The 25,191-nt window shown below is 49.0% G+C and carries 22 protein-coding genes, 2 pseudogenes and 2 riboswitches; of the genes and pseudogenes, 14 read left to right on the top strand and 10 right to left on the bottom strand.

Annotation, left to right across the window (positions count from 1 at the left end; genetic code table 11):
* Positions 1-74 precede the first annotated feature (74 nt).
* Genes MNU25_RS19180 through MNU25_RS19170 form a run of 3 tightly spaced genes read right to left on the bottom strand, consistent with a single transcriptional unit; the run spans position 75 to position 2,145 of the window.
* Entirely contained in the window at positions 75-947 is an 873-nt protein-coding gene (locus MNU25_RS19180) for an ATP-binding protein (protein ID WP_240986535.1), read from the bottom strand.
* On the bottom strand, positions 944-1,768 hold the full coding sequence (locus MNU25_RS19175; protein ID WP_240986534.1) for an ATP-binding protein: 825 nt from the start codon (positions 1,766-1,768) through the stop codon (positions 944-946). Before MNU25_RS19175 ends, MNU25_RS19180 begins: the two co-directional genes overlap by 4 nt.
* Before the next feature lie 11 nt (positions 1,769-1,779).
* Positions 1,780-2,145 (bottom strand): NifB/NifX family molybdenum-iron cluster-binding protein, encoded by a 366-nt coding sequence (locus MNU25_RS19170; RefSeq protein WP_240986533.1) that lies wholly within the window; start codon positions 2,143-2,145, stop codon positions 1,780-1,782.
* A gap of 400 nt (positions 2,146-2,545) precedes the next feature.
* Between MNU25_RS19170 and MNU25_RS20810 the strand changes: the two genes are divergently transcribed.
* A complete protein-coding gene (locus tag MNU25_RS20810; RefSeq protein ID WP_240984974.1) occupies positions 2,546-2,917 on the top strand; it encodes a hypothetical protein in 372 nt (123 codons plus the stop codon).
* 189 nt (positions 2,918-3,106) lie between these two features.
* On the opposite strand, the gene MNU25_RS19160 is transcribed toward MNU25_RS20810, so the two are convergent.
* Positions 3,107-3,352 carry a hypothetical protein gene (locus tag MNU25_RS19160; RefSeq protein WP_240986532.1) on the bottom strand — a complete coding sequence of 82 codons (246 nt, stop codon included), beginning with the start codon at positions 3,350-3,352 and terminating at the stop codon, positions 3,107-3,109.
* 114 nt (positions 3,353-3,466) lie between these two features.
* On the opposite strand from MNU25_RS19160, the gene MNU25_RS19155 reads away from it, so the two are divergent.
* The 8 genes and pseudogenes from MNU25_RS19155 (at position 3,467) to MNU25_RS19120 (ending at position 9,241) form a co-directional block, all read left to right on the top strand.
* The gene (locus MNU25_RS19155; protein WP_240986531.1) at positions 3,467-3,790 is read left to right on the top strand and encodes a DUF5320 domain-containing protein; all 324 of its coding nucleotides are present in this window, start codon (positions 3,467-3,469) and stop codon (positions 3,788-3,790) included.
* 124 nt (positions 3,791-3,914) lie between these two features.
* Positions 3,915-4,307: an iron-sulfur cluster assembly scaffold protein gene (locus MNU25_RS19150; protein ID WP_240984977.1), complete on the top strand. Its 393-nt coding sequence runs from the start codon at positions 3,915-3,917 to the stop codon at positions 4,305-4,307.
* 352 nt (positions 4,308-4,659) lie between these two features.
* A complete protein-coding gene (locus MNU25_RS19145; protein ID WP_240984979.1) occupies positions 4,660-5,061 on the top strand; it encodes a pyridoxamine 5'-phosphate oxidase family protein in 402 nt (133 codons plus the stop codon).
* 162 nt (positions 5,062-5,223) lie between these two features.
* On the top strand, positions 5,224-5,562 hold the full coding sequence (locus MNU25_RS19140) for a DUF134 domain-containing protein (RefSeq protein WP_240984980.1): 339 nt from the start codon (positions 5,224-5,226) through the stop codon (positions 5,560-5,562).
* A 104-nt stretch (positions 5,563-5,666) separates the two neighbouring features.
* Positions 5,667-6,470 (top strand): DUF364 domain-containing protein, encoded by an 804-nt coding sequence (locus tag MNU25_RS19135; RefSeq protein ID WP_240986530.1) that lies wholly within the window; start codon positions 5,667-5,669, stop codon positions 6,468-6,470.
* Between the two features lie 92 nt (positions 6,471-6,562).
* Positions 6,563-7,498 (top strand): radical SAM protein, encoded by a 936-nt coding sequence (locus MNU25_RS19130; protein ID WP_240986529.1) that lies wholly within the window; start codon positions 6,563-6,565, stop codon positions 7,496-7,498.
* A gap of 56 nt (positions 7,499-7,554) precedes the next feature.
* Positions 7,555-8,369: pseudogene (locus MNU25_RS19125) on the top strand (P-loop NTPase).
* Positions 8,370-8,449: 80 nt separating this feature from the next.
* Complete coding sequence (locus MNU25_RS19120) at positions 8,450-9,241, top strand: cation diffusion facilitator family transporter (RefSeq protein WP_240986528.1); 792 nt, start codon at positions 8,450-8,452, stop codon at positions 9,239-9,241.
* Between the two features lie 687 nt (positions 9,242-9,928).
* On the opposite strand, the gene MNU25_RS19115 is transcribed toward MNU25_RS19120, so the two are convergent.
* Positions 9,929-10,792: an IS110 family RNA-guided transposase gene (locus MNU25_RS19115; RefSeq protein WP_277350719.1), complete on the bottom strand. Its 864-nt coding sequence runs from the start codon at positions 10,790-10,792 to the stop codon at positions 9,929-9,931.
* An 827-nt stretch (positions 10,793-11,619) separates the two neighbouring features.
* Positions 11,620-11,751, top strand: a riboswitch (molybdenum cofactor riboswitch).
* A 551-nt stretch (positions 11,752-12,302) separates the two neighbouring features.
* Between MNU25_RS19115 and MNU25_RS19110 the strand changes: the two genes are divergently transcribed.
* Together MNU25_RS19110 and MNU25_RS19105 are read left to right on the top strand one after the other, a co-directional pair.
* Complete coding sequence (locus MNU25_RS19110) at positions 12,303-13,373, top strand: ABC transporter substrate-binding protein (protein ID WP_240986527.1); 1,071 nt, start codon at positions 12,303-12,305, stop codon at positions 13,371-13,373.
* Entirely contained in the window at positions 13,370-14,404 is a 1,035-nt protein-coding gene (locus MNU25_RS19105; RefSeq protein WP_240986526.1) for a radical SAM protein, read from the top strand. The genes MNU25_RS19110 and MNU25_RS19105 overlap by 4 nt, the downstream gene beginning before the upstream one ends.
* Before the next feature lie 277 nt (positions 14,405-14,681).
* On the opposite strand, the gene MNU25_RS19100 is transcribed toward MNU25_RS19105, so the two are convergent.
* The 4 genes and pseudogenes from MNU25_RS19100 to MNU25_RS19080 form a co-directional block, all read right to left on the bottom strand.
* A complete protein-coding gene (locus MNU25_RS19100; RefSeq protein ID WP_240986525.1) occupies positions 14,682-15,092 on the bottom strand; it encodes a transposase in 411 nt (136 codons plus the stop codon).
* A gap of 311 nt (positions 15,093-15,403) precedes the next feature.
* Complete coding sequence (locus MNU25_RS19095; RefSeq protein ID WP_240986524.1) at positions 15,404-16,387, bottom strand: homoserine dehydrogenase; 984 nt, start codon at positions 16,385-16,387, stop codon at positions 15,404-15,406.
* A gap of 92 nt (positions 16,388-16,479) precedes the next feature.
* A riboswitch (SAM riboswitch) is annotated at positions 16,480-16,579 on the bottom strand.
* Between the two features lie 114 nt (positions 16,580-16,693).
* Positions 16,694-17,445, bottom strand: a pseudogene (locus MNU25_RS20360) (HAD family hydrolase).
* A gap of 1,466 nt (positions 17,446-18,911) precedes the next feature.
* Entirely contained in the window at positions 18,912-19,376 is a 465-nt protein-coding gene (locus MNU25_RS19080) for a phosphatase PAP2 family protein (protein ID WP_240986521.1), read from the bottom strand.
* A 487-nt stretch (positions 19,377-19,863) separates the two neighbouring features.
* Between MNU25_RS19080 and MNU25_RS19075 the strand changes: the two genes are divergently transcribed.
* A complete protein-coding gene (locus tag MNU25_RS19075) occupies positions 19,864-20,142 on the top strand; it encodes a phospholipase C/P1 nuclease family protein (protein WP_240986520.1) in 279 nt (92 codons plus the stop codon).
* Positions 20,143-20,754: 612 nt separating this feature from the next.
* Entirely contained in the window at positions 20,755-22,029 is a 1,275-nt protein-coding gene (locus MNU25_RS19070; protein WP_240986519.1) for a DedA family protein, read from the top strand.
* A gap of 1,211 nt (positions 22,030-23,240) precedes the next feature.
* Here MNU25_RS19070 and MNU25_RS20225 read toward each other — a convergent pair.
* A complete protein-coding gene (locus tag MNU25_RS20225; protein WP_261486067.1) occupies positions 23,241-23,366 on the bottom strand; it encodes a hypothetical protein in 126 nt (41 codons plus the stop codon).
* Between the two features lie 482 nt (positions 23,367-23,848).
* On the opposite strand from MNU25_RS20225, the gene cbiM reads away from it, so the two are divergent.
* Complete coding sequence (cbiM, locus tag MNU25_RS19065; protein WP_240986518.1) at positions 23,849-24,886, top strand: cobalt transporter CbiM; 1,038 nt, start codon at positions 23,849-23,851, stop codon at positions 24,884-24,886.
* Positions 24,887-25,191 lie beyond the last annotated feature (305 nt).

Below are 25,191 nucleotides of genomic sequence, written 5' to 3'. Positions count from 1 at the left end.
GTTTGCAAACGTTTTCTCCCCCTTCAAGCCTGCCTTTTTCAAGCTTATGAAATCACAACTTGAGCAGAACGAGTTCACTGCTTGGCAGTCGGCTTAGCTAATTCCTCCGTCAGCCTTATCCAGATCCCGGTGATTTCCTCCGTAACCCTAGGGTTCCCCGTTTCCACCGGCGTTTTAAACCTCTGCAAAGCTTTCATAACATCCGGATCAAAGGGTATCCGACCGATCACCGGAAAATCGTTATTGGCACAGTAACTTTCAATTTGGGAAGTTATCTCTGGGTTCAGGTCGTATTTATTGATACAGACAAAGGCTGGAATCTCAAAATGCCGCGCCACCGCCAATACTCTTTCCAGATCGCTCTGACCGGATTTAGTCGGTTCCGATATTGCCACCACGGCATCTGTGCCGATAATTGAGGCAATAACCACACAGCCTATCCCGGGTGAACCGTCAATCAGCAGCCACTTTTCATTCTCCTCAAAATTAAAAGTGTTTTTTCTGACTTCAGTAACGAGCTTTCCAGAGCCCTCCGCCCCGATATCCAAGAGAGCGTGGGAAAAGGTTCCTCGTGCGGTCTCTGAAACATAGGTTTGGCCGGTTTTTGCCTCCGCAAGAGAAATCGCCTGCGCGGGACAGATCAGTAAGCAAGCGCCGCAACCTTCACATTTCATGGGGATGATTTCTAATTGTTCACTGATTGCGCCAAACCTGCATGTTTCCCGGCAGATCCCGCACTTTAGACAGGTTGATGAATCAATGACCGCCTCTTTGGCCCCAAAATAGTCTTCCTGTTTCAATGTCTTTCCGTTAAGTAAAATATGGAGGTTGGGTGCGTCCACGTCGCAATCGGCAAGCATTTTGTCCTGCACCAAGATGCTTAGGGACGACACCAGGGTGCTTTTGCCTGTCCCACCCTTGCCGCTGACAAACGCTATCTGTTTCATGCCTGTACCTTCTTTACTTCCTTATAGAGTTTACGAAACTTGTCTTTCCATAATTCGTTCTGCACAGGCAACAGCCCCCGGGAATATCCTTCGGCTATCTCCTTGGAAAAAGGAATTTCCAGCAGCACTTCAATCTGGCTTTCCCGGCAGCAGTCCTGAATGCTCGTATTGTCCGACGTGGCCTTGTTAATAACGACCCCAAAGGGGATACCCATCTTCTTAACAACCTGGACGGCAATCTTCAGGTCATGCAGCCCAAAGGGGGTGGGTTCCGTGACAAGGATGCAGTAATCACACCCTTCAATGGATTGGACGACGGTACAGGACGCTCCCGGCGAACAGTCCAGAATAACTGGAATCCCTTCATGCATACGTCTTTTCAGGTCTTGGATGATCGGTACACTGATCGGTTCCCCAATGTTCAATTTTCCCTGGAGGAAATGGCCCCGGCGGCTTGTTTCCACAAACCCAATTGTCCGTTTCGTTTCCGAAACCGCCTCTCGCGGACAGGCAATGATGCAGGCCCCGCAATGGTGGCATATTTCCGGGAATACAAGCACCTTATTTTTGACTACGGCAATGGCGTGAAACTGGCAGGCTTTTGCACACTCCCCGCATTTGTTGCACTTGTTATCATCCACCTGGGGCACAAGAACTTGCACCGGGAATTTCTGGGAAAGATCGGGATTTAAAAAGATTGCCCCATTGGGCTCCTCAACATCGCAATCAATATACTGGCATTCCGGAAGAGACTGGGCTAGGCTTGTGGCGACAGTTGTCTTGCCTGTACCACCTTTGCCGCTTAACACCGCAATTTTCATTTTGCTTTCCTCTAACGCCCCATACCGGAATGGGCAGCCACCGAGGTATCAATTCTCTCCAGTAAGCCTTTTTGATGCTTGGCGATATTTTCTTTTACCGATACAGGAGAGCCCCTGAATATGTCAACCTGGGCTGCTTGTAAAACATTCATGGCATTCGGCCCTATATTACCTGTAATTATGGCCCCGACACCCTTGTCCACAACTGTCTGGGCTGCGGAAATCCCGGCTCCTCCGCCTGAAGCGGCTGCACCATTATTAAGCGATTCGAAATCCATCGTCTCGGTATCCACAACAACGAAGTTAGCCGCTCTGCCAAATCTTTGATCCATGGTACTTTCGAGGGTAGTGCCAGTTGACGAAACTGCGATTTTCATAGAATTATCTTCCTTTCCCTATTCTAGTATTGGCGTATGCCATAATGAATTCTAGCCATATATTGAACAGATGTCAATAATATTATTCGGAAAAATATGTACTTCAGCTCCTAGCCGGAGATTGTCCTTTCGAATCGAGGCCATTCTGTCATTCTTAAATCGCGGTAAATTATTTCCGAAGATAGTTATTGACATAAGTTTGAAACAAGACTAGAATCAGTTATAGGCATATGCCAATAACAAAAGAAGGAAAGATTCGAAGTGAGGAGACGACTGTGGGGGTTCAGTGGGTGTGGGTGTCAGTGGGTTGGGCGTAAGGCGATGCGTCGTATTCGCTCAAGTAAACGGGTAACAGCGGAGACACTTGCAACGATTAGCTGGCAGAGAGGCGGTATCAAAAGTGAATTGTGAAAGATGTGGAGCTTCTCTGAACGAAGGAGAAGTTTACAATTACCGTGGAAAAGCGCTTTGTGAGGATTGCTATGTCGGAGCTTTGCAGCCTCCTAAATCCTGTGATGTGGCGGCTGTACATTTGGCCCAAAAGCATCGGGAGCATTTGGGCGAGACAGGTACGCAGGGACTTACGGAGCTTCAAAAAGATATCTACGACTATATAAAAGGAGTGGGTAAGTCGACAAGACAGGAGCTCATGAGGCATTTTAACGTGCCGGATTGGGAACTGGAAAAACAACTTGCAATTTTGCGACACTGCGAATTGCTGAAAGGAAGAAAAGAGGGAGACAAGGTTTTCATAGTTCTGTTTAATACTTAAAGCGGAAGCGAGAGAGTCATTCAGAGGGTCGGGCTGCGTGTGGCAGGGTTACACCTAGGAGGTCTGGATAAAAAAGCTGATCAGGAGTCAAAGGTTATTGACATATGGTCGAAATGAGCTTAGAATGAGTTATGGGCATATGCCAAGAACAAGTTCCGCGAAGTAGTAGTCATTTTGACGAGAGAAGGGTTATGTGTTATGCCAAATAGAGACAGAATCGGGCCTCGGAATCAAGGCGGCGGACAGGGTCAAGGTATGGGAAGAGGTATGGGCCAAGGCATGGGGAAAGGTATGGGCCAAGGCATGGGGAAAGGTATGGGCCAAGGCATGGGCCAAGGTATGGGCCAAGGAAAAGGGGGGCTTGGCAACAACAGTTTCGGCGCGGGTCCTGCCGGAGATTGTATCTGCCCGCAATGCGGGACGAAAGTATCTCATCAGTTAGGCAGTCCGTGCAGGTCTTTGAAATGTCCTCAGTGTGGGACAGTCATGATCAGAGGATAACCTTGGGTGGCTTGTATGCGCACAACAAGCAGAGAGGAGGTGATAAGCATGCCAGGAGGAGATGGAACGGGTCCAATGGGAATGGGGCCGCTCACAGGCAGAAGGGCCGGATTTTGCTCAGGCTTTGCGACATCGGGTTTCCTCAGTCCCCTGCCGGGTTACGGGAGGAACTTTGGCAGAGGACGGGGCTTCAGAATGAGCCGTTTTTCTGGTCTGCCCGGTTGGGCGGGCACAGGATTCTCTGCCTTGGGCGGAGCCTATGCAAGCCAGGGAAACGAGCAGGAGATTCTGGGCAAACAGGCCGAGCTCCTAGAGAAACAGCTGCAGTGGGTGAAACAGCAGTTGGCAAAGGTGGAGGCCAAGGCCGAATAAGGCGAATACCTACCTAAGCCGGTGGGCAGGAGAAATTCCTGCCTGCCTCCTTTTGAAAGATATTGGACTATCTTAGAGCCACAACAGTTTTCCCGCGCTATTCTATTCGGGGGAAGTGAATGTCGTGCCGACAGGAATCTACACGGATAAGGTTCTGGATCATTTCATCTGCCCACGAAATGTAGGGAGAATGAACAACGCCGACGGGGAGAGTACCATCGGCGATCCCAGTTGCGGAGACTCGGTGACGGTTTATCTTAAAGTAAGGGACGGGAGGATCGAGGCGATCAGTTATCTCGTTTTCGGATGTGCCGGGGCCATCAGCACAAGCAGTGTGACCAGTGAGCTGGCTAAGGGTAAAGCCTTGGAGGAAGCGCTGGAAATTACGGATGACGATGTTATAGAAGCTTTGGGCGGACTGCCGGAACGTAAGAAGCATTGCTCGCTCTTGGCTGTGAAGGGGCTAAGAGGCGCGATTGAGGACTACTACAGGAAGATGAACGAAGCTGGTGAGTGAACGAAAGCCAAGAGTTCGCAGGTCCCACCCGAAACGTGAAAGGAGGTGATGTTGGAAATGCGAATTTCGGCGTGGAGACCGGGGCGGTTTTTCCTGAGAAGCGGGATCTGGACAGCCGGCGGGTAGGAAAAGTGGTCGGGACAGCCTTGGCAGTCCCCGGGTAAACATCGTGCCGGGTATCAGGCGGTGGCGTTCGGGTGAGAGCAGACGTGTGTACCGGGGAGGAGTGCCGGTCTTGAGCATGCCTTCTACGGAAGACGTCCGAGCGCAAAGGAACGTACCCACAGGTCGGACGCTAAAGATGGATGGTAAAGGTAGAGTAAACTCAAGCGACAAGAAAGGATAATGCAGGATGTCAAAATTAAGTACGGCCGTACAAGAACTAATTGCCAAACAAGAAGTTTTTCCGATAGCTACAGCAAATCCGGACGGAACACCGAATGTTGTGCCCATGACATTTGTAAAGGTCTATGATGAAAACAACCTGTTAATCGTCGATAATTTTATGAACAAGACCAGGGGTAATTTGACCTCCAATCCACAGATGGCCGTTTGTGTATGGGATCTGAAAGCCGGGCAAGCGTATCAAATTAAGGGGAAGACTACCCGGTCAACATCGGGAAAAGTGTTCGACGAAGCCGAAACCTGGGTTAAGGAAAAGATGCCCGGTTTACAAGCACAGGCAGCGGTTCTGTTACATGTGGAGAAGGTTTTTGTTTGTCAACCGGGGGAAGAATTGGGTAAGGAAGTTTAAATCTGAGGTTTAACTGAAAACATAAGGAAGGGCCTGGAGGAAGAGCCTGGGCAACGTTTGCGTTAGTGTTTACGGAGGGCTTACCCGAAGAGGTAGGCTCTCCCTAGGGCACTGCTCCGTAACAGGGTCATGCTCATATGCATGAGGTATTGAGGTGAGAGGATGTCTAGACCCATAAAATGCCGAAGGGTTGAGTTTATCCCTGTTAACCAAACGTTTTATCCGCATCTTGAGAATCGCGAAGAGGTTATCCTGACCGTCGAGGAAATTGAAGCGATACGGCTTTCTGACTTGGAGGGTATGGAGCAGGACGCGTGCGCGGATAGCATGGGGATATCCAGGGGAACCTTTCAAAGAATTATCAATGCGGCCCGACAAAAGCTGGCAGACGCGCTTGTCCGGGGAAAGATAATTCGCATTGAAGGCGGAAATTACGAAATTTCGGGGCATCCTGGAGAACGCCAGGGAAGAGGGAGAAGGTTCCGCCATGAACAGCACTAGAGAGGGATAGAGAAGGCAAGTGTAAGTGGAGTTGCGAGATGGGTGGAGGAACCCTGGGGACTTGAGTAAGGAGATGATCCAAAAGGACAGGAGGGCCTATGCTTATGTTCTTGGAACGCATTTATGATTTGGCGCTTCCCAGACTCGCGGAGAAGAAAGTCAGAGAAGTGAGAATCGGCCTGGGGCTCATGGGGGTCGAACTGGATGATGGTTCGATTGGCGTGACGTATGTGTTGAGAAAAGAAACTCTGCACACCTGCTCAGCCCTGAAGGAGAGCGGAGAAATGGTGGGAAGGTCTGCCGCCGAAATAGCCGGCTGGGGGGTGCGGGGTAAAAACGTCATAACGACTGCCCTGGGATTAGCGGTGCTGAACTCCGTCGCCGATTTCAACCATCTGAAAAAAGACGAGGGTTTTCGAGAAAACGATGCGGTTTTTTCGGTCGACGTGCGGCCTACGGATGCGGTTGGAATGATTGGTCATATTGGGCCGCTGGTTTCCGGCTTAAAAAGCAAAGCTCGACATCTCCTAATTTTTGAGCGGGGTGAGGATGTCAGGGATGAGATTTACCCGGAAAGCGCTGAGCCGAGACTTTTGCCAGCCTGCCAGGTGGTGTTTGTTAGTAGTACATCGCTTATTAATAGGACGCTGGAAGATGTTTTAAGCTATTGCAGTGCCGCTCGGGATGTCGTGATGGTGGGCTCCAGCACCCCGTTATACCCTGAAGCCTTTAAAGGTTCCAGAGTTACGATGTTATCCGGAACCCGATGGCTACCGGCTCATGGGGAGGCTATCTTAAGTGGGATCAGCCAGTGCGCCGGTATAAGGCAGCTCATCCAATACGGTCAGAAAATATCGGTCAGGGTCCCTGCCGGGGTGCCGTTTCAAGGGCGGATGGATACTTTGTGATTGCCGTGCCTAGGTGAGTTTCGAGCGCTCCATAGGGCCGATGTAAAAATAGAGTGAGTTCTAGAGCCATGAGAGGAAGGGGTGTCTGCGAGATGAGAATTTTTGGTCCGGTTCCTTCCAGACGTTTGGGTCAAAGCCTCGGCGTCAACAACGTTCCGCCCAAACACTGTTCTTACTCCTGCGTCTATTGCCAGCTGGGAAGGACCGATAAGATGCAAATGGCGCGAAGTACCTTCTTCGAACCGGAGGAGCTATGGCGGGAAGCGGAGCCGAAGATCGCGCAGCTGAAGACCTTAGGGCAAACAATCGACTATGTCACGTTCGTCGGCGACGGGGAACCCACCCTGGACGGGAACTTGGGAAAAACGATAGAACTGTTCAGACGATCGGGCCGCAAAATCGCCGTGATTTCCAATGCCTCCTTGATTTGGCGGGATGATGTCAAAGATGATCTGTTACTTGCGGATTGGGTGTCGCTTAAGGTGGATTCCGTCGATATTAACAAATGGCGCACAGTGGATCGGCCTTATGGTTATCTCGACCTTAGGGATATCTTGCATGGTATCATTGACTTCGCCCGCATTTTCAAAGGCACTCTGGTTACGGAAACGATGCTTGTGGAAGGGCTCAACGACGATGAAAAATGCTTGTGCCAAACAGCGGCTTACCTCTCTAAAATAAGACCGGCCAAGGCCTATATTTTAGTGCCGACCAGACCACCGGCGGAAAAAGAAATACGAAGGCCTAAGGATGACAGTTTGCGGGCTGCCGTCCGGATCTTTGAAAACCAATCTAAAGCACCGGTCGAGTGCATAAGCGGAGATGAAGGGGTCAATTTTTGTTTGACAGAAGATCCTGTGGCAGACATTTTGAGTATTACCGCAGTCCATCCGGTGCGGGAAGACGTGATTGCAGTGCTGCTTAAACGGCGCCAATCCGGGCCGGAGGTTGTTGACAAATTGCTGGGCGAAGGTCTGGTAAAAAGGCTAACCCATGAAGGAAAAAGTTATCTCGTGCGCAAATGGTAACGCCGCAAGACGGAATGTGGCAAGATTAAGACAGAATATGTCAAGGAACTAAGGAGATGGCTGAAATGGATAAGCAAGGAGAAACCCCGGATTTTAAAGTAAAGACTCATGAAATGAATTCGATTCATCGTGTCATCGGCATTGTCAGCGGCAAGGGAGGCGTCGGTAAATCCCTCGTCACTTCCATGCTGGCCGTGCTGACCCAGAGGAAGGGCTTTCGTGTCGGGATCTTGGATGCCGATGTCACGGGACCTTCGATCCCGAAAATGTTTGGTATTACCAGCAAGGCAGCGGGGAACCAATACGGCCTTGTGCCCGTGCAATCCCGGGACGGCATCCGCATAGTCTCGGTGAATCTTCTCCTGGAAAGAGACGATATGCCTGTGATTTGGCGCGGACCCATCCTCTCCGGAACGGTTAAACAGTTTTGGTCAGAGGTGATTTGGGGGATCTTGATTTTCTCTTTCTCGATATGCCGCCGGGGACCGGAGACGTGCCCTTGACAGTCTTTCAGTCCCTGCCGCTGGACGGGGTCATTGTGGTCGCCTCTCCGCAGGATCTAGTCCATCTCATTGTGCGCAAGGCGTACAACATGGCGAAATCCATGGATATTCCCGTGCTGGGGATCATTGAAAACATGAGCTATCTGCGTTGTCCGGATTGCGGCCAAGAGATCAAGATGTTTGGGGAAAGTCATATTGAAACGATTGCGGCTGAGCTGGGAACGGAGGTTCTGGGCAAAATGCCGATCGATCCCAGAGTGGCTGAACTCTGCGACCGAGGAGAAATTGAAAATATGGACCAGGAGTATCTTGCCGCAGCTGCCGATCATCTTGTCAAGATGGCGGAAAAAACAGAAGCAAACCTTTAAGAAGGTTCGCCTGATTGCGGCTCCCGGCTGTTCCCATTTCGAACCAGTCGGGTACCGTGCGGGCCGAAAGGGGGAGGGGTATGAAAAAGGTTGAGAAGACAGCGGTTACCGCCTTTATCATCAATAGCTTTGCCTTCGCCGTCAAGTACGGATTAGCTCTTTATTCCGGGAGTATTGCCTTAAAGGCGGAAGCCTTGCACTCGCTGACAGATGTAGTGGCATCGCTGACTGTTTTCGCCGGTCTCAAATTAGCCAACCGCAAGACCCCCCGGTTTCCCTACGGCCTTTATAAAGTGGAAAATTTAGTCTCGGCCCTTGTCGGCATCATGATTATTTTCGCGGGGTACGGGATTGCCAAAGAAGTGTTTCAAAGTGCGGGTCAGGCGCTGAAGAACAGTGGGTGGAATATTGCCGGCCTGTGCCTGGTGATCGCCGTTATTTACAGCTTTTCCCGCTACGAGCGGAAAGTTGGCAAAGAAACAGGATCGCCGGGCCTAAGCGCGGATTCCAGACATTTTCTGGCTGACGTCATGAGTAATGGTGTGGTCCTGATTGCCCTCCTGTCCAACTATTTTGGAATCAGGCTGGACAGAGTGGCGGCTATCCTTATCGTGCTCTTCATTGTCCGCGCGGGGGGAAAGGTTATTCTTGATGCCGTCAAAGTCCTCCTGGACATTTCTCTGGACAAGGACACCCTTGACAGGATCAGAGAAACCATGATCAACGACCCCCTTGACAGGATCAGAGAAACCATGATCAACGACCCCGTTGTTTTGCAAGTCCAAAGTCTAATAGGGAGAAGTTCGGGACGCTACAAGCTGATCGAAGTCCAATATCACGCTCAACATGAACGATCTCGTCCAGGCCCATGAAGTATCGGAACGGATTGGCTTGAAAATAGAATACTCTTAGGAGACAAAGGGGTGGGGTTACGCGTGAAAATTCCTGAGGGCAGAGCCAAACCAGGGAGGAAAACCGAGAGCGGAGGCGAATTAAAGAAATTGCAAACCGAAAATAGGCATAGCAAAGCTAGGATTCCGATTGGCTTCGGGTCCCATTGAGTCTTAGAATTCGTTAAGCTTGCTCGCAGCCCTAGGTCTCGGTTTGCTGTTTACGAGGGCGTCCCCGGCGGCGAGCGACTGGCTCCGTGGTCGTGGGGCGTTCTTCCTTGGCGGAAGTTTTGACCGAGTGCCGTTTCTTAGGAGCCAGTACTGAATTAGTGCGACTACTTTCAAGAACCTCTTGAGAGATAGAGGGAGAAGGATTTGGGGGAGGGGAAAGGGTCTCCAGGGAGGATGAAGCGGAGCCAATTTCTGTAGGAAAGGCTTCCGGCAGGTCGTTGTCTTCACCCAGATTGACCATTAGCGCTAGATTCGAGGATAACTCACTCATTTCGGGTAACGGTTGAGCGGGCGTCTCGGGGGCAGGTGCTGAGGAAACAGGCGAAGAAAGAAGCTTGGTAAAGTCAAACTTCTCTTGGCGAGTAAAGAGCGTGTAAATGATACGAACAAGCTTATGAGCGAGGGCAATGAGGGCCTTATTCGTACCGCGCCGCCGTCTTACGGACTGGAAGTAATTCGCCAAGGGAGAGTTCTTCTGGCGGGCACGGCCCAAGCGACCTGGACCAAAGCGGAGCGCAGATAGCGGTTCGCCTTACGGATAGCGGCCGACTTTGCCTTGCCGGCACTTATGTTGTTACCCGGACAAAGAGCGATCCAAGAAGCAAAGTGAGCCGTATCGGGGAAAGAGGAGAGATCCGTACCTATCTCTGCGAGAATATTAATCGCCGAAAGTCTTTTCACTCCGGGTATTGAGAGCAGGATATTCAGCCAAGGTAGCAGCCCGTGAACCGAGACATAGGCGTTAATCCTGGCGTCAAGCAGGAGAAGCTCCTGTTCAATATGGGATAAATCGTCTAAAAGAAGGCCCAAGATAAAGCGGTGCTCATCAGAGAGATGTCCTGTTAAAGCCTCACAAAGAAGAGGGATCTTCTTACGGAGTTTACCTTTCGCAAAATTAGCCAAGAGGAAGGGATCGGGCGCTTGCTCTTTCAGCAAAGCTGTCAGCACGAGGCGGCCGGATACCCCGAATAAATCCGTGGCAACGAGACTGAATTTGATGTTGCACTCATCCAAAGTACGGGTAATGGTGTTCTTGGTACGACGCAGAGAACTCACGACCGCCCAGCGTTGGCGGGTTAGTAAACGCAGATTCATAATAATCGGTTCAGGAATATAGCTGGGGCGGACCAGGTTATGCATGGATAAATAGGCAATGCGTTGCGCGTCTGTCTGATCGGTCTTCTTACCGGGGATGGCTTTAGCGTGTAAGGGATTTAAGATGTGAGAGGTAATGTTGGCGTCGGATAGTGGGCGATTCGCAGCCCCATTTCGTTTAGTGGAGGTGTTGTCCTCCCGTTCCAGTCCTTACACTGGAACGAGGCCAAGATCCGAGGATACTCTGGGGGCTCACTGGAGAGTCGGACCCTCGAACCGTCCAGTCCAGAGTTAGGTTATCTGACACGCCGCGAGGCGGTCAGAAAAGGGCCTGAGGCCGAGGAGCAGACCCGTTTTCGAATACCCAAGCGACAGCCGGTATTGGATTAGGCCGAGGTGGTCAGGCGAGACTGCGCTATGAGTTGCAGCCTGGCCGGAGACGGTCGAGCCGGGGCTAGGTAAGGAACCCATGGGGAGATGTACATAAGTGCTTAGGCATGGGGAGGCTCTGAACAACGAAAGAGGGTTACCGAATGAGACCTCCTACGGCTCTCCGACTAGGAGCAGGTTATAGGGAAACCACATGCCGCAGGAGGAGTCAGCGCCGTCATAGTACCTGGATATACCAGGGAAGGACGACACCGATGAGCGCTTCGACGGAGCAATAGGCGGGCCAGGTCAAACCTTCAGTAGGAAAACGACCAGAACCTGCCAGCAGGTACCGGACTGTCGTGACCGGAAGCCGGGCAGAGAAGGGTGAGCACCAACAGCTCAAGCTCTTCGAGTCTCCTCGCTAGGGGATAGCATCGGGGCCGCCGGACGCGGAAAAACTGCACGTCCGGCGACAACGAGGGCTGGCATCCCGTGAGAGGTGCCTACTCGTACGGTGGATTCCCAAGAAAGTATCAGGGCGCGCCTACCAATACTCCGACCGGCCGTTGGGTAAATAACGGAGTTGACAGCGGTTTGTAGTTGGCTTATGATAGGCTTAGTTAGCTGGAGATTGCTTCGTATTTTTTCGTGGCGGGACAACTGAATAGGTTTCACTCCGAGCCGAGTTCACCTAAAGTTAATTCTACGGTAACCGGCCAGGGCGCATAGCCCTCAGGGTATGTCTGGAAACGGATATGCCTTCACGTTTGAAAAGGAGGTGGTAAGTTCATGGTAGTATTTTTAGCGATACCACTCTTTTTGTAGTGGTGTCGCTTTTTAGTTTAATTGCCCAAAGAGGAGGGAGGTGAATGTGTGTTGGAGAAAGCAAAGAGCAAAAGGCGGAGACCTCCTACTTTTAACCGTGGCCAGCTTTTGTTCTTTCTTTCCCTTTGAGGTGCGCGGGAGCTGCTGTTTCGATCAGTGGCTTAGTCGGGTGGGTGGGAAACGTGTATGCCTCTGCTGGTAGGATGATCGGTTAAGGGTGGTTTAGTGTTTAAGACAAATGCTGGAGTCTAGGAGACCAGCGTGGTTGCCGAACGCAACCAAGCCCTCAGAAGGGACTGGAGAACAGGTATCTAATTAAGCGGAACAGATAATGGAGGTGAACAATAATCCGTGGATAAAACACATATAAAAGCGCTGTTATCCCAATACTGAAGCGGCCTGCTCACTATCCAGCGAATTGTAATTAACCGTTATCCATATGACGGGAGAGTAGTAAAAACAGCTCAATACCAATGCGTTTTGTTACGTTTTTGCCTTGAGCGAAACGAGAGGAATGATTATGAAAAAGAAGGAAAACTACTCTATTTTATGTGTGGCTTTGGTGGTCCTGCTGATTCTGGTTCTTACCGGATGCAGTAGGAATGGTTCTTTTGCGGCCAATAGCCAGGTCAGCGCAACGCATCATACCATCACGGATATGGCGGGTCGCCACGTGACGGTACCTAAAAACGTGCAACATATTCTGGCCCTGCATCCCGTCGCCACCTACCTGCTTTGGAGATTGGCGCCGAATAAGTTGGTCAGTGTGGACAAGCTGTTTAATCAAGAGTATCTGAAGCCCGGCAGCATGCAATGTTTTTCCGCTGCAGATGTGGCTAAGCTGCGGAAATTGCCAGTGACAGGAGTTTTCTTCAGTGGGGTTGACCCGGAACAGATTATCACCCTAAACCCCGATGTAGTGATCACGATTGTGCGCCATCCGAAACTGAACCAGTTTGCTAATCAGATCGGGAAACCTGTTATTTGCTTTGCAAAAGATGCATTGCAGGACTATCCACCTTCGATTCGGATGATCGGCCAAATCGTTGGTAACGAGACTGAGGCGAACAAACTGGCTGATTACTGGGTAAATACTCTACAGTCAGTAAAAAACATCGCGTCTAAGATTCCCCAAAGTCAAAAGCTACGCGTGTATTATGCCAACAAGGAGATCTTAACTACCCCCGACCCGCAATCGATTATGGCATCGATTATTGATACGGCTGGTGGACTCAATGTTGGAGACAGCCTTCCGGGGTCTAACAATGAAAACACTCCCGTCTCCATGGAACAAGTGATCAAATGGAATCCCCAGGTCATCTTGACCGGAAGCGAAGCAGAAAAGCAGCAGATTATGACCGGTCCCGGCTGGCAATGCATCAGTGCCGTGAAAAACAACCGGGTTTATGTCAGGCCGCGCTACGGCAATACGGATGGGATTTCGGCGATCATGGGCTTGGTCTGGACACAGGACATCCTGCTTCATCCCAACAACATGACGTCTTTCGACCGACAAATGAAACAATTCTACCAGCTATTCTTTAACTATCAAATTACTCCTGCGGAGATTAATGAGGTGGTGCAACAATGAGTCGTTTTGAAGAAATTTTGCACAAGAGCAGGACGGAAGTAATTAAACCGGAGGAAGCCCTGTATCTGTTCCAGAAGACAGAGGACGAGGAAAAAGCTGAAGAGCTGCTGAAGACGGCCAGGTTCGTTCGTGAGCATTCGCGGGGCAACATCTTTAGATGGAGCGCTGGTATTGCCAGGGTACTCAGGTGCAACTTGAGGCCGCTCTGTCTGTACTGCCCCTACTGGCGGGAAAACGGACTGAAGCCGCTAAGTATTGAGGAGATCTTGAAAGGTACAGCCTACATCAAGCAGCATGGCATCAGGGAGTTTCATCTGAGCGGTGGTACCACTCTGGGCAGCGAAGGCCGCGATGTCCTGCACATCGTACAGGCGATCAGGGATGCCGGCTTTGACGATCTGGCTATCCAGGTTAACTGCGGAGCGGCCATGTCGCTGGAAACCCTCAAGGAGTTGAAAAAACTAGGTGTTTTCCTGGTTAGCTCTGTCTTTGAGACTGTGAATCCCGATGTTTTTCGCAGGACCAAGCCGGGTGACGATCTGGAGGCCAAAAAACGGTTTGCGAATCGGATCGGGGAGGCTGGCCTGGAGTTGCACACGGGAATCATGGCTGGCTTAAGTCCCGAAGAAACCAAGTATCAGGATTATGTCGACTTCATTTTTCAAATTAGGCAATACGAACACCTGAGGCGAGTCTATGTTACCAAGTTTATGCCTTTCAAAGGCATCCCGATGGAGGGATTTCCCGCCTGTTCTGCCTGGGAAGCGGCAAGACTGATCGCTGTCATGCGCCTGGTATTAAGAGATATCGATATTAGCTCTGCGGCGGGATGGAGCCCGCATGATTATCCAACGCCGCTGATGGCCGGCACTGGCAATAAAGTTGGAGGAGTGCATATCAATCGTACTCCTAACTGGAAAAAAGGCGCACCGGAAGACGGATTCCAATATCAGGGCGACATGGAGTTCCGGAATACTATGGATGTGTTGAAAAAACAGTATCAGGAGCTGGGATTTACGATTGTTCCCTGACTATTAGTTTAATTGCAGCATAAATCGGGCAACGCTGAGGAGCGACCCAACGCTTGCTGCGGCTTGTATGGTGAAACGGTGGGCTTTAAGTCTACCGTTTTCCATTTCACCAGTAAGTCCCGAGATTTGGAGCACGGGAAACCCGGTGGAATTGCCAAGATAGCTGCGGTGCTCGACGCGTCGCTGGAACAGGTATACAGAAAAGATCCGAAGGAAGGAAAAATTGTGAGCCGGTGCGGGAAAATTCGAAATGGTGGGGTCACCGAAGGTAGCCTTTCTACCCGGAGAGGGTGCCGAAGGACCGTTGGGGAGCATTGAACAGCATTTCCTCTAAGATGTCTTCGGTAATACGTGTCTTGCGGAATTTTGTGAGCAGACTCGGATCTATCGTATCATCTTCGGGATCAAGACCGATAAAGTATTTGAATGCCATATTATAGCCCAAATTGTCCACCAATATCTCATCAGACATATCGTACATGCGCTTTAAGAACATGATCTTGAACATCATCTCCGGCTCTTTCGCCGGTCTGCCAAAAGCTTCACAGTATTGTTTCTTTAACATTGGATTTACAAAGCCGAAATCTATGTTTTCTTTGATTTTCCTGAGCAGATTATCCTTTGGCACCACGACATCGTATAGATTTCCATATTCTGATAATTTCATCTGATTGTCTGTCCGCAACATTTCCCAAGCCCTCTTTTAAGTCGTTCTTCACTCTTCAATTATCCCATTTTTCGAGACAAGAAGCCACTGCTTTTTAGGCAATGGCTTCTTTGACTTTTTCAGTGACCTCGCTATCAGCGGGTTTGATGGTGGTATAGTCCTTTTGAGGTGAGTGGCGTATGGGGAATAGATTGGCCAGAATGTCTTTTTTTGAACGGGCTGGCCTTTCTTATGAATCTTTGTTGTTACATGGGAGTTGAACAAAGGCATCCATTTTTTAACGGATGCCTTTTGCTTTTGTTTTTCACAATAAGGCTCAAACTTATCTGGGACTAAAAGGTTTCATCGCGTTCCATGAGAACTCGCTCCGCTGCCTCCATAACATCTGCCAAAACCGCTCCCCCAGTGGCCAATCCACCTGCCCCAGGACCTCTCCAGAAAAGTTCACCCACTATCAGCGTTCGTAAAGAGAGCGCGTTTTGGACCCCCGCAACTCGACTTAACAAATCTGTATCGGGCAACCATTCGACTCCGACTCTGATTGCCGCTTTTTGCGGTTTAGCTCGGGCAATCAATTTGGGAATACGTCCCAACTTTTTCTCCCGAGCAATTTGTCGTTTATCCAGGTGTTCGATTCCTGAAATCGTCACATCTTCAAGGCAAACGTCCACCTTAAAACACTCTCGAGAGAGAATTACCAATTTGCAGGCCGCATCGAAACCGCTCACATCCATTGTGGGATCTGCTTCGGCATACCCGGCTTCTTGGGCAAGACGAAGTGCCGTCAGATAGTCTTCACCCAAATCATACATCCGACTTAAAATAAAGTTTGTGGTGCCATTAAAAATCCCTTCAATTTGTTCAACGCGATCTCCGCAAAGCCCCCGTTGAATTGTGCGCAAAATTGGAATTCCACCCAAAACGCTTCCTTCATAAAGTAGTCCGGTCCCAGTTAAGCGGGCCAGAGCTTTGAACTCTAGGCCGTGTAAAGCAAGCAATAGCTTGTTGGCTGTGACAACCTGTTTCCTTTGCTCCAAGGCCTGCTTCACATAAGCATAGGCAGGATGTTCTCCCCCCATGACTTCCACCACAATATCTATTTCAGGATCTTCCAAAATATCGCGAGCATCAGTGGATAATTCAGGTAAACTAACGGGTCTTTTCTTTTTAACATCTTGAACCAAGGCCCTTTCAATCTTCAACGGGGCACCAATTCGACGACTAATCTCCTTACTCTGCAAATTAATCCCTTGTACAAGTCCCTGCCCTACAGTTCCAAATCCCAGTAGCCCCACGCGTACATCAGCATTTCTCAACTTTCTGCCTCCTCCTCTTTTTCAGAGAGTATTTTTAGAACAACAAAAAACTCTTCCTTATCCAGGAAGAGTTAACAGACAGCCCTTGGCTCAACTCATCTTCCAGGAACATCCTGCAGGAATTAGCACCACTGCCTCAAGGCCGGTTGCTGGGTTTCATCGGGCCAGTCCCTCCACCACTCTGGATGAGAATTATTCATTTATATCGTTGTATTGTTAATATACTACGCCGTTAAATGGGCATCTGTCAAGTAGGAGTTGACCTGTGAGCCAGTCGCCAGAAAAGAGTTGAAGAGTTGAGCCAAGTCAAGCGGGACGTACCTCACTAACTCTCTTGAGAATTATATCCGCGTGGCCGTTCAGATCCTCAACCGTGGAGGCACCGGTCAGCACCCCGACCGTAAGCCCTGCCCCTCCGGCGTTGCCCATCTTCACGTCCAACAGTGAATCGCCGACCGCAAGGCATTCTTTGGGTTCCAATCCTAAACGCTCGCAAGCGAGCAAGAAAAGATCTGGGGCAGGCTTGCCTTCCCTGACTTCGTCGCGACAGGCGTAAGCAGAGATAAAGATGTCCATTCCGGCCTCTTTCAACAAAGCCTTTGTTGAAAGAGGGAGTCGTTGGTTGCCACCGCTAACGCGATCCCCGCTTTCCGTAAAGCGGAAAGCATTTCTAACGTTCCGGCTACGGGTAGGGCCTGGGCCGCCAGGCCCATCTCAACGTCGGCCTCGGCAAAAGCTTCCAGGATTGCCGCCAGTCCAATATCCCAGGGTAAGCCCAGGTACAGGTAGAGGACAGCGTTGACTGCCGCCGCAGTCTGTTCCCGGGTTCCTATAACAATTACACTGCGTAAAGTTATCTTGCCATTTTCTTTGAGGCCCATGACTCGTTCTATCAGGCGGCCTATTTCCGGTGCGAGGTTCAGCTTTCTCTGTAAGATTTCTACACGGTGGCGGATAAGCTCCGGCCATATCTTTAGTGAATCTATGAGTGTGCCATCCTTGTCAAAAATCACTCCGTGGCACTCCACTCTTGTAGTGCCACAATTTAATAAAACCATTCTTAGTAAGTCCTTTCATTCTGCTGCAGAAACCACTTTCTTTGCTTTGGAATCGGCCGGAGGTAGGGCAGCGGCTTACAGTGAGCCGCTGAATATCGTCGTCAGAACGCAAACCGGTACTTTCTGCGCTAAAATCATCCTTTACAAAAAAATCTTCTGATCTTAGTTACTAACGATTATAAACCATGGAGTGACACTTCTTGTCAAGAATTTTTTGAAATACACGTTCTGGGTACCTTCGCTCATCTAGCGGTTCTCAAAGATCCTTTTTCGCCGATGGAATCTGCTCAAGAATATAATTCTGAGGGTCTTTATGGGTTCTCCAATTTACGCTTAATGGCAACGACCTGTCAGAAGGGCTGGGGGATGCAGGAGTCACTGCAGAGATTAGTTAGATTCCCCTGAAAAACTGCTAATTCGAAGAAATCTCTGCCACAGATATCCAACCCAACTCGCATGAATAAAGGGTTTAGCAACGGAGGCATTGGCTGGATGTTATAAAATAGGGACTTTTTCAGGGGAATCTAGTTAGAGAGCCGACCGTTTGCTTGCTGTCACATATTACTGAAGTTTCGGTCGCGACCGAGCATAGGTTGTGTAATTTAGTGGGTAGTAAATGGCAATAACCATCCAATACTTTGTCAACAATTTAATTGCAGCATAAATCGGGCAACGCTGAAGAGCGACCCAACGCTTGCTGCGGCTTGTATGGTGAAACGGTGGGCTTTAAGTCTGCCGTTTTCCATTTCACCGGTAAGCCCCGAGATTTGGAGCACGGGAAACCCGGTGGAATTGCCAAGATAGCTGCGGTGCTCGACGCTTCGCTGGAACAGGTATACAGAAAAGATCCGAAAGAAGGAAAAATTGTGAGCCGGTGCAGGAAATTTGCAGTGGGGGTGGGGTCGCCGAAGGTGGCCTTTCTACCCCGAGAGGGTGCCGAAGGACCGTTGGCGAGCATTGAACCGGGTTGGCGGCTCTGGTTGACATCCAGACAACCTCGTGCACAGGTTACTGCACATTGCGGGGTTGCGGAATAGGTTTCAATTTTTTATCTGCGAGAGGTGTCGTATGCACAGAACCCGCCGCTTGCGTGGGACGGGTCCCCGTGAGGAATGGTGTGAAGGTACAAATCTTCCTGGGTTATTGGCAGGAATATGGGGGAGAATGTCGAAAAGCTGAGTTAACGTAGCGCGGAGGGTTTTGCTCCGCTTTGAGATGAATAGCGATGACGATCTCGTTAGCCCACGTCGCGGGAGACTTGAGAAAGAAACGGATATGTTTCCACGGACACCTCACGTTGACGTCGATTGAGCTATACGCTGAAGCCCTTGCTATCAGCGGGTTTGAAAGGATATTGTCAGCCTGTCGGCTGAGATGGAGGAAGTCCGAAAGAAAAGGCTGGAGCACGATAAGGTCAACGAAATACCGAATGGCCTGAAACAAAGGTTTGACGAATTTTGGAAACGCTAAGCCGCAGGGAAACGTTGCTGGAAGCGGTTGATGAACAAATATTTAGTGCGTGGGTTGAGGTGCGGGAGGCGTTGGGCTAATTGAAATGCCGGTCGGGGTTGAGGTACTTCGACCGGCAGGTTTTCCTGAAATCCTGTTTTCAATTTATGAGGACGTAACGAATGGGGAATGAGCTGGGTAAATGTTCCTTTTGGTAAAACAGCAAAAGGGCGTGGACGGAAGAAAAAATGACCGATTACGGCGTTAAAAGCCAAGGCCAATACACCCGAAAATCCTGCTACAACCAGAGAGTGACGTTTGCCCGAATCCGATTTAGGCAGCGTAAACCAAGCCAGAACAAATAACACGACATATAGCTCTAAAGCATACTGAGCTAAAAATGCCATCATTTTGTCCAATACTGGATGATGCCCGGCCCAGTGGTTGATGAGATGATAACCAAAGAGATCAAATGAATTCATTCTATTGTTGATTCCAGTGCAGAAAGTACCATTTTGCGATGTTACACGCTATATCTAGTGGTTCATGTCAATACGTCCCACTATATGCAGCCCGTTAAAGGCAAAAATAGGGGTTTCTGCAGCAGAATCATTGTTTCCTCCCTCAAACGTGGTTTATTTTCGTTCATTTCTTCCACACAGCAGCGGTTTAAAGAAATATCCTCAATAGTATAGACGAGAGAAATCAACCATAGTTCATCTATCTAAAAAATTCCAGTAGATATTTCGAAGAGGCCTATTTGAAGACAACCTGTGAACTTTTGTGGATAAAAAATCGTCCTTATTTTATAGGCGAGAGAAGTGGCAAAGGTTCGTAAAGGGTTTTACCTTTCATTACGGATTCGGACGATTTGCAGCTGCGATTAGTCTTTTGGACAAGCTATAAATTCTAGAACAATGGTGTTTGCTTGCAGTTAAGGAGAAGCATGAGGAGTAGGAGGTGTCTTATTTGGGGATAGTGTCTCGACAGACTGTGAACATTGTTTCAAAGGCTTTAATGACGCCAGTCATGCCTTTGCAGTTTTTCATGGATGCTCCCAGTCAAACACACGTTTACTGTTTGCAACAAGCTTACGATATTCTTTGCCAAGACGGCAAAGATGATGTGGAAGCCTATTTCCGTCCCTTCGATCGATGGCTTAGAAAAGGCTCGTTTTGGGCTGACCAGGGTTGGAGAAATGTCTGCCATTATTTTTTTGCTTCTAAACAGCTTCAGGCCCGGAGCTGAAACGGAGTGCCAGTATTATTTTGACAAAGCCGTCACCACCTGCCAACAAGATATAACCAAAGCTATGTTCTACTTGGGGGCAGCTGTGCACCTGGTACAAGACATCACATCACGCGGTGGGAGCAGTTTTTGACGGACATAAGGAATTTGAAAAATGGACAGGCAAAAACCTGCATCTCCTCACTGCCTTAGAGCATGGGATTTATTTGCCTTTTGCGGAACCCAGTGAATGGATTAGGCACAATGTCGCGAGAGCTTTGACCTACTATCCCCTGGTTTCGAAAGGGAAAGGGTGCAACGAAGGAAGCTACTTTGAAGCTGCTAGGAAACTCCTACCCCTTACTATTTATACGACAGCCGGTTTTTGGGAGTTTTCCAAAACGGTATTACAGCATGCCTGCGTAAATACTACCAAAACATCCTGGGCTAATATTTTGAGCGAAGTAAACTGTTTAAAGCAAACTGAAGCTGAAGAGTTGGTACTCTAAATGCCATTGTTTTTTTTGGCGTAGGTCTTTATTTTAGGGTTTTCTTAACTACTGACTGGGACTAAGAAATCGTTGGGGTGGAATCCTATACATTATTTGATGTTCCGGGCAGAAAGGAGTATCTATGAGTTCCGCACATCTTATTTCTTGCGTCACCCAATATGGATATCTGGGTTTATATGCAATTTTGGGGATTTCGATTTTAGGAATTCCTATTCCAGATGAGACTTTAATGGTGTTCATCGGTTTCTTGACCTATGAAGGTAAACTTAACCCTGTATTAGCAGTGTTGGCTGCAGCAAGCGGTAGTATAAGTGGGATTACCGTTGCCTATTTTCTGGGAAGATTGTTCCAGCAAAGAGTATTAATTCACCTGAAAAAACACGCGGGAAGCGCTCGTCTGGATAAGGTTTTAAATTGGTATCACCGGCACGGCGGCAAATTATTAACGATTGGTTATTTTATTCCGGGGGTCCGCCACCTATCTGGTTACATTGCAGGATTGAGCCGTTTGAGGTACAAGAGTTTCGCATTTTTTGCTTATCTTGGAGCTATTTTGTGGGTTACTGTTTGGGTTAGTTTAGGACGGCTATTAGGAAGTCGTTGGGAAGCTATTCTCCCTATTATTCATCGGTATGCTCTGCTTTTAGGAATTACTGCGGCAGTATTGCTCTTGGCGATCTATCTTCTGTATAAAAATCACGAACGTTTAGGTTCTTTGCTTTACAGTCAATTGCAACGCTTACCAGAACGTTATATGTCACTGGGCAAACGCCGTTTATTTGTTACCATCGGTGGTCTGCTCTTTTTGGTACTGTTTATTGTGTTAATGGGCTTAATTCAAGATTTTGTTGCTCATGAAGTCGGCCAATTTGATGGTCTCGTGGCTAATTGGTTAGCAGGTTCTACACCGCTTTTTCTAGTGTCGTTTATGCAAAAGATCAATGCCATAGGGACTCACCTGTTCATTCTGGTTGTCTTTGTCATAGTTGTTATGGCACTCCGGTTCACGACAAAACGCTGGACACATGTGCTTCCGCTGGCACTTGCTTGGGTTGGGGGTACTCTTATCGATTATCTGTTTCGTTTAATTTTCAAAGGCTATAGTTTCAGTATTTTTGAGAATCTCATACCGTTTCAGGCTCCAAGCCAGGGATTTCTTATTGCGGCTCTGTCCTTTTATGCGGTACTCGGTTACATTCTAGGGCGACATAAGAGGAGGATGACTCAGTTCCTTATTCTCATAGTAGAGTGTTTCCTCTTGCTTTTCTTAGCTTTAAGCCCTATTTATCTGAGAATTCATCCACCAAGCACCATGGTTATGAGTTTGACAGTCAGTGGACTTCTGGCCATCATATGCCTTTTTATCTACGAATTTCGTCTTCAGCCACCACGCTAACAACCTTCAAGCTTTCAATGAGGTAACATTAAAGTACGTAGGTGTTACTTAATTGTAAGCAAGTTACAGGGAATTTATAGCTCTATCGACGTCTCCGGGCACGTGGAAAGCGTAACATGTCTCGAAAATATGAATAGCTAAGACCCGCTCTACGAGCGGGTCTCATGGTTTGTGGGGGTGTTTCAAGAGGACTGCGAGATGTGGTTATAAGGAAATGTATAAGACGATTTTATGCTTTTGCCGCATAAGCTCGTCCGCCGGAACATGTTCCTCGCACAGGGGAACATGTTTATGGGTAAAACTAGGTGAAAAACATGTTCCGGTGTGCAACCCTCCGTGTGACTGGAAAACGTCGGTTTAGATAATTTGTGGAAGGGGAGCTAGTAATTTGTGGTAGGCGTAGTAGGTGTGGGTACCGGTGCTGTACGCCTATCCACTAAGATACAAGGGCTAAAGATGACAGCTAGGGTGTTGTGGCGCTCTGGCTCTTTCATTTGGGTGAATCGTCGGTAGTTGTTTCGGTTCTATCGGGCGACTCGCAGCCCTAATTCGTTAAGTGGAGGTGTTGGCCTCGTTCCAGTCCTTACACTGGAACGAGGCCAAGATCCGAGGACACTCTGGGGGCTCACTGGAGAGTCGGACCCTCGATCCGTCCAGTCCAGAGTTAGGTTATCTGACACGTCGCGAGGCGGTCAGAAAAGGGCCTGAGACCGAGGAGCAGACTCATTTTCGAATACCCAAGCGACAGCCGGTATTTGATTAGGCCGAGGTGGCGTGTGCATCGGGCGAGACTGCGCTATGAGTTGCAGCCTGGCCGGAGACGGTCGAGACGGTCGAGCCGGGGCTAGGTAAGGAATCCCTGGGCCTGGGGAGCTCGGCTTCGACAGGTTTTCGTGGATTTAGGCATCCGTTAAAAAATGGATGCCTTTATTCATGCGGGTTTCAGGGCTTACCCACAGGCAAAAACAGCGAAAATGCGTAGGCACGCGATTCTGTGGATAAGTTGTGGATATCCCTTATTACTGCTTGGAGACCTGTCTGACGTGTGGTAAAATGCAGGCATGTATATACGTGTGACGTCTCGCAAGAACAAAGGATCTTCTGATCCGGGGCGGAGGCTTGAGAAGCGAGCTGATTCTGGGCGGTTTTTAAAAACGGCCACAATGTGTCTGCAGGCTCCTGTGTGATCGCCATAAGAAAGGCAATGACAGTCACAGGACATTATTGAGCCGTCTTTGGACCGTTTGCGCGCGATAATGGACTATCCCCTCCTCGTAAGCTTGTCGGCTGGAGGCTAGGGCGGAAATGATATTTTCCGGAATGTCTAGATTAGGCATGGACGAATACTCCTTTATTGGAATGGGGGATGGATGAGGCCTTTACCCCCATAGCATAACAGTCTTTGACAATTTTTACGGTATTAAACTAATTCACGGAAAACCGTAAAAATAAGTGCCAAGTAAGGTGTAACGGATTCTTCAGACTCATTGCCTAAAAATAAAATAAAAATATGTTCAGGATCAAGAAGGTATTCTGGTGACTGTGTCGAATACCTAATTAACGGGTGAGGCACCTGAAGAAAATGCGATCGGCATTCTCGATTAGCACAGCGGTTGTGCCAGCCTCAAAGTCAGTTTGTTTCCAAAATTAAAGATTTAAAAAAGGCCATGGAGGTCCGACTTAATTACGGGTCTCTCTATGGTCTTTTCTTTTTTAGGAGAGGAGGGTAAGGCATGTGTAATTTCCAGTAAAGACATAAATCGGCATGAACAAATCGGTATTAACAAAATTGGCTAATTAATGAGGGAGGGACCAGTCCATGCATATTCCGGACGGATACTTAAGTCCGCAAACCGATGCGCTGATGGGGATTGTGAGCGCCTCTGTCTTGGGCATTGCGGCTAAGAAGACTTCTAAAACACTGAGTGTTAAGAACATTCCTCTACTGTCTGTGGGTGCGGCCTTTTGTTTTACGCTGATGATGTTCAATGTTCCTATTCCCGATGGGACGACAGCACATGCGGTGGGCGGCTCGTTGCTGGCTATTTTGTTTGGTCCATGGACAGCGGCTATTGGTGTATCTATTGCCTTAGTGATACAGGCGATCTTTTTCGGGGATGGGGGTATTTTGGCCTTAGGGGCAAACATCTTCAACATGGCCATTGTGCTGCCGTTCCTGAGTTACGCCATTTACCGTTTAATCGCCGGTAAGAGCGAGATTTCGTCAAAACGCCGTTTAGTGGGTGCTGCCATCGGCGGCTACATCGGCTTGTGTGTCGCGGCTGTTTGTGCCGGAACAGAATTTGGCTTGCAGCCGCTTCTTTTCCATACCGCCAACGGGACTCCGCTCTACAGCCCTTATGGCTTGAATGTGGCTGTACCGGCCATGCTTTTTGCGCATGCGACGATAGCCGGGCCGGTGGAGGCTGTGGTTACCACCATGGTTCTTGCCTATCTGCAACGTTCTAACCCGGCTATGTTGGAATTGAGAAATAACCGCGAAAGCACAAGCCCGGCGTTGCGGCTGAGGAAGTATGTTATTGGCTTATTGGTTATTGCCGTGTTCACTCCCTTGGGGCTTTTGGCTTCGGGAACTGCCTGGGGCGAATGGGGTGGAAAAGATTTAAAGGAAAAATTAGGATTTGTGCCCGCCGGGATGCAAAAATTCGGTGATTTCTGGAAACACGCTTTGCTCAAAGGCTATGGTATTGCCGGATATGACCATACGTTCTGGCAGCAAGCCTTGGGTTATCTTTTGTCCGCCTTTGTGGGTTTACTTTTAATCGGGCTGATTGCTTTTATTGTTCAACATTTTGTCCGTAAATCCGGGCACGGAGAAGTAAGTGCAAACAGATGAGCCGGATATCCGGCAAAAAAGCGAATAGAATCAAGCAGAAGGAAGAGGCCATGGAGGTCTTACGGCGTCAGGATGCGGAATGAATTTTCATGGGCTTTTGTTTTTCTGTTTAGACCCCAACGGGACATACCGAGGGTTTACAGTGGCGATTCTCAGTGCTCAATACTTTCTTACTTTGGTTATTAGATTCACTTGGCAGAATCTAATAATATACCTTCTCTTCATTATGTATTGCCGCCTGTTAGGACCGCATGATCGCATGAGAGACGATGCTCACAATGTTGGTTCTCGGGCGGCCCTTCTTG

This window comes from Acididesulfobacillus acetoxydans (assembly GCF_902729405.1).
Lineage (GTDB): Bacteria > Bacillota > Desulfitobacteriia > Desulfitobacteriales > Desulfitobacteriaceae > Acididesulfobacillus > Acididesulfobacillus acetoxydans.
This window is presented reverse-complemented; position numbering and strand designations above follow the sequence as displayed.

Coding starts and splice junctions, on each gene's coding strand:
- MNU25_RS19160 (WP_240986532.1), bottom strand. CDS start 3,352: ATGAGATACTTTCGTCCCGCATTGCGGGCAGATACAATCTCCGGCAGG.
- MNU25_RS19145 (WP_240984979.1), top strand. CDS start 4,660: ATGTCAAAATTAAGTACGGCCGTACAAGAACTAATTGCCAAACAAGAA.
- MNU25_RS19170 (WP_240986533.1), bottom strand. CDS start 2,145: ATGAAAATCGCAGTTTCGTCAACTGGCACTACCCTCGAAAGTACCATG.
- MNU25_RS19130 (WP_240986529.1), top strand. CDS start 6,563: ATGAGAATTTTTGGTCCGGTTCCTTCCAGACGTTTGGGTCAAAGCCTC.
- MNU25_RS19135 (WP_240986530.1), top strand. CDS start 5,667: ATGTTCTTGGAACGCATTTATGATTTGGCGCTTCCCAGACTCGCGGAG.
- MNU25_RS19100 (WP_240986525.1), bottom strand. CDS start 15,092: ATGTTGCGGACAGACAATCAGATGAAATTATCAGAATATGGAAATCTA.
- MNU25_RS19110 (WP_240986527.1), top strand. CDS start 12,303: ATGAAAAAGAAGGAAAACTACTCTATTTTATGTGTGGCTTTGGTGGTC.
- MNU25_RS19105 (WP_240986526.1), top strand. CDS start 13,370: ATGAGTCGTTTTGAAGAAATTTTGCACAAGAGCAGGACGGAAGTAATT.
- MNU25_RS19175 (WP_240986534.1), bottom strand. CDS start 1,768: ATGAAAATTGCGGTGTTAAGCGGCAAAGGTGGTACAGGCAAGACAACT.
- MNU25_RS19155 (WP_240986531.1), top strand. CDS start 3,467: ATGCCAGGAGGAGATGGAACGGGTCCAATGGGAATGGGGCCGCTCACA.
- MNU25_RS19070 (WP_240986519.1), top strand. CDS start 20,755: ATGAGTTCCGCACATCTTATTTCTTGCGTCACCCAATATGGATATCTG.
- MNU25_RS19080 (WP_240986521.1), bottom strand. CDS start 19,376: ATGAATTCATTTGATCTCTTTGGTTATCATCTCATCAACCACTGGGCC.
- cbiM (WP_240986518.1), top strand. CDS start 23,849: ATGCATATTCCGGACGGATACTTAAGTCCGCAAACCGATGCGCTGATG.
- MNU25_RS19120 (WP_240986528.1), top strand. CDS start 8,450: ATGAAAAAGGTTGAGAAGACAGCGGTTACCGCCTTTATCATCAATAGC.
- MNU25_RS19180 (WP_240986535.1), bottom strand. CDS start 947: ATGAAACAGATAGCGTTTGTCAGCGGCAAGGGTGGGACAGGCAAAAGC.
- MNU25_RS20225 (WP_261486067.1), bottom strand. CDS start 23,366: ATGCCTAATCTAGACATTCCGGAAAATATCATTTCCGCCCTAGCCTCC.
- MNU25_RS19140 (WP_240984980.1), top strand. CDS start 5,224: ATGTCTAGACCCATAAAATGCCGAAGGGTTGAGTTTATCCCTGTTAAC.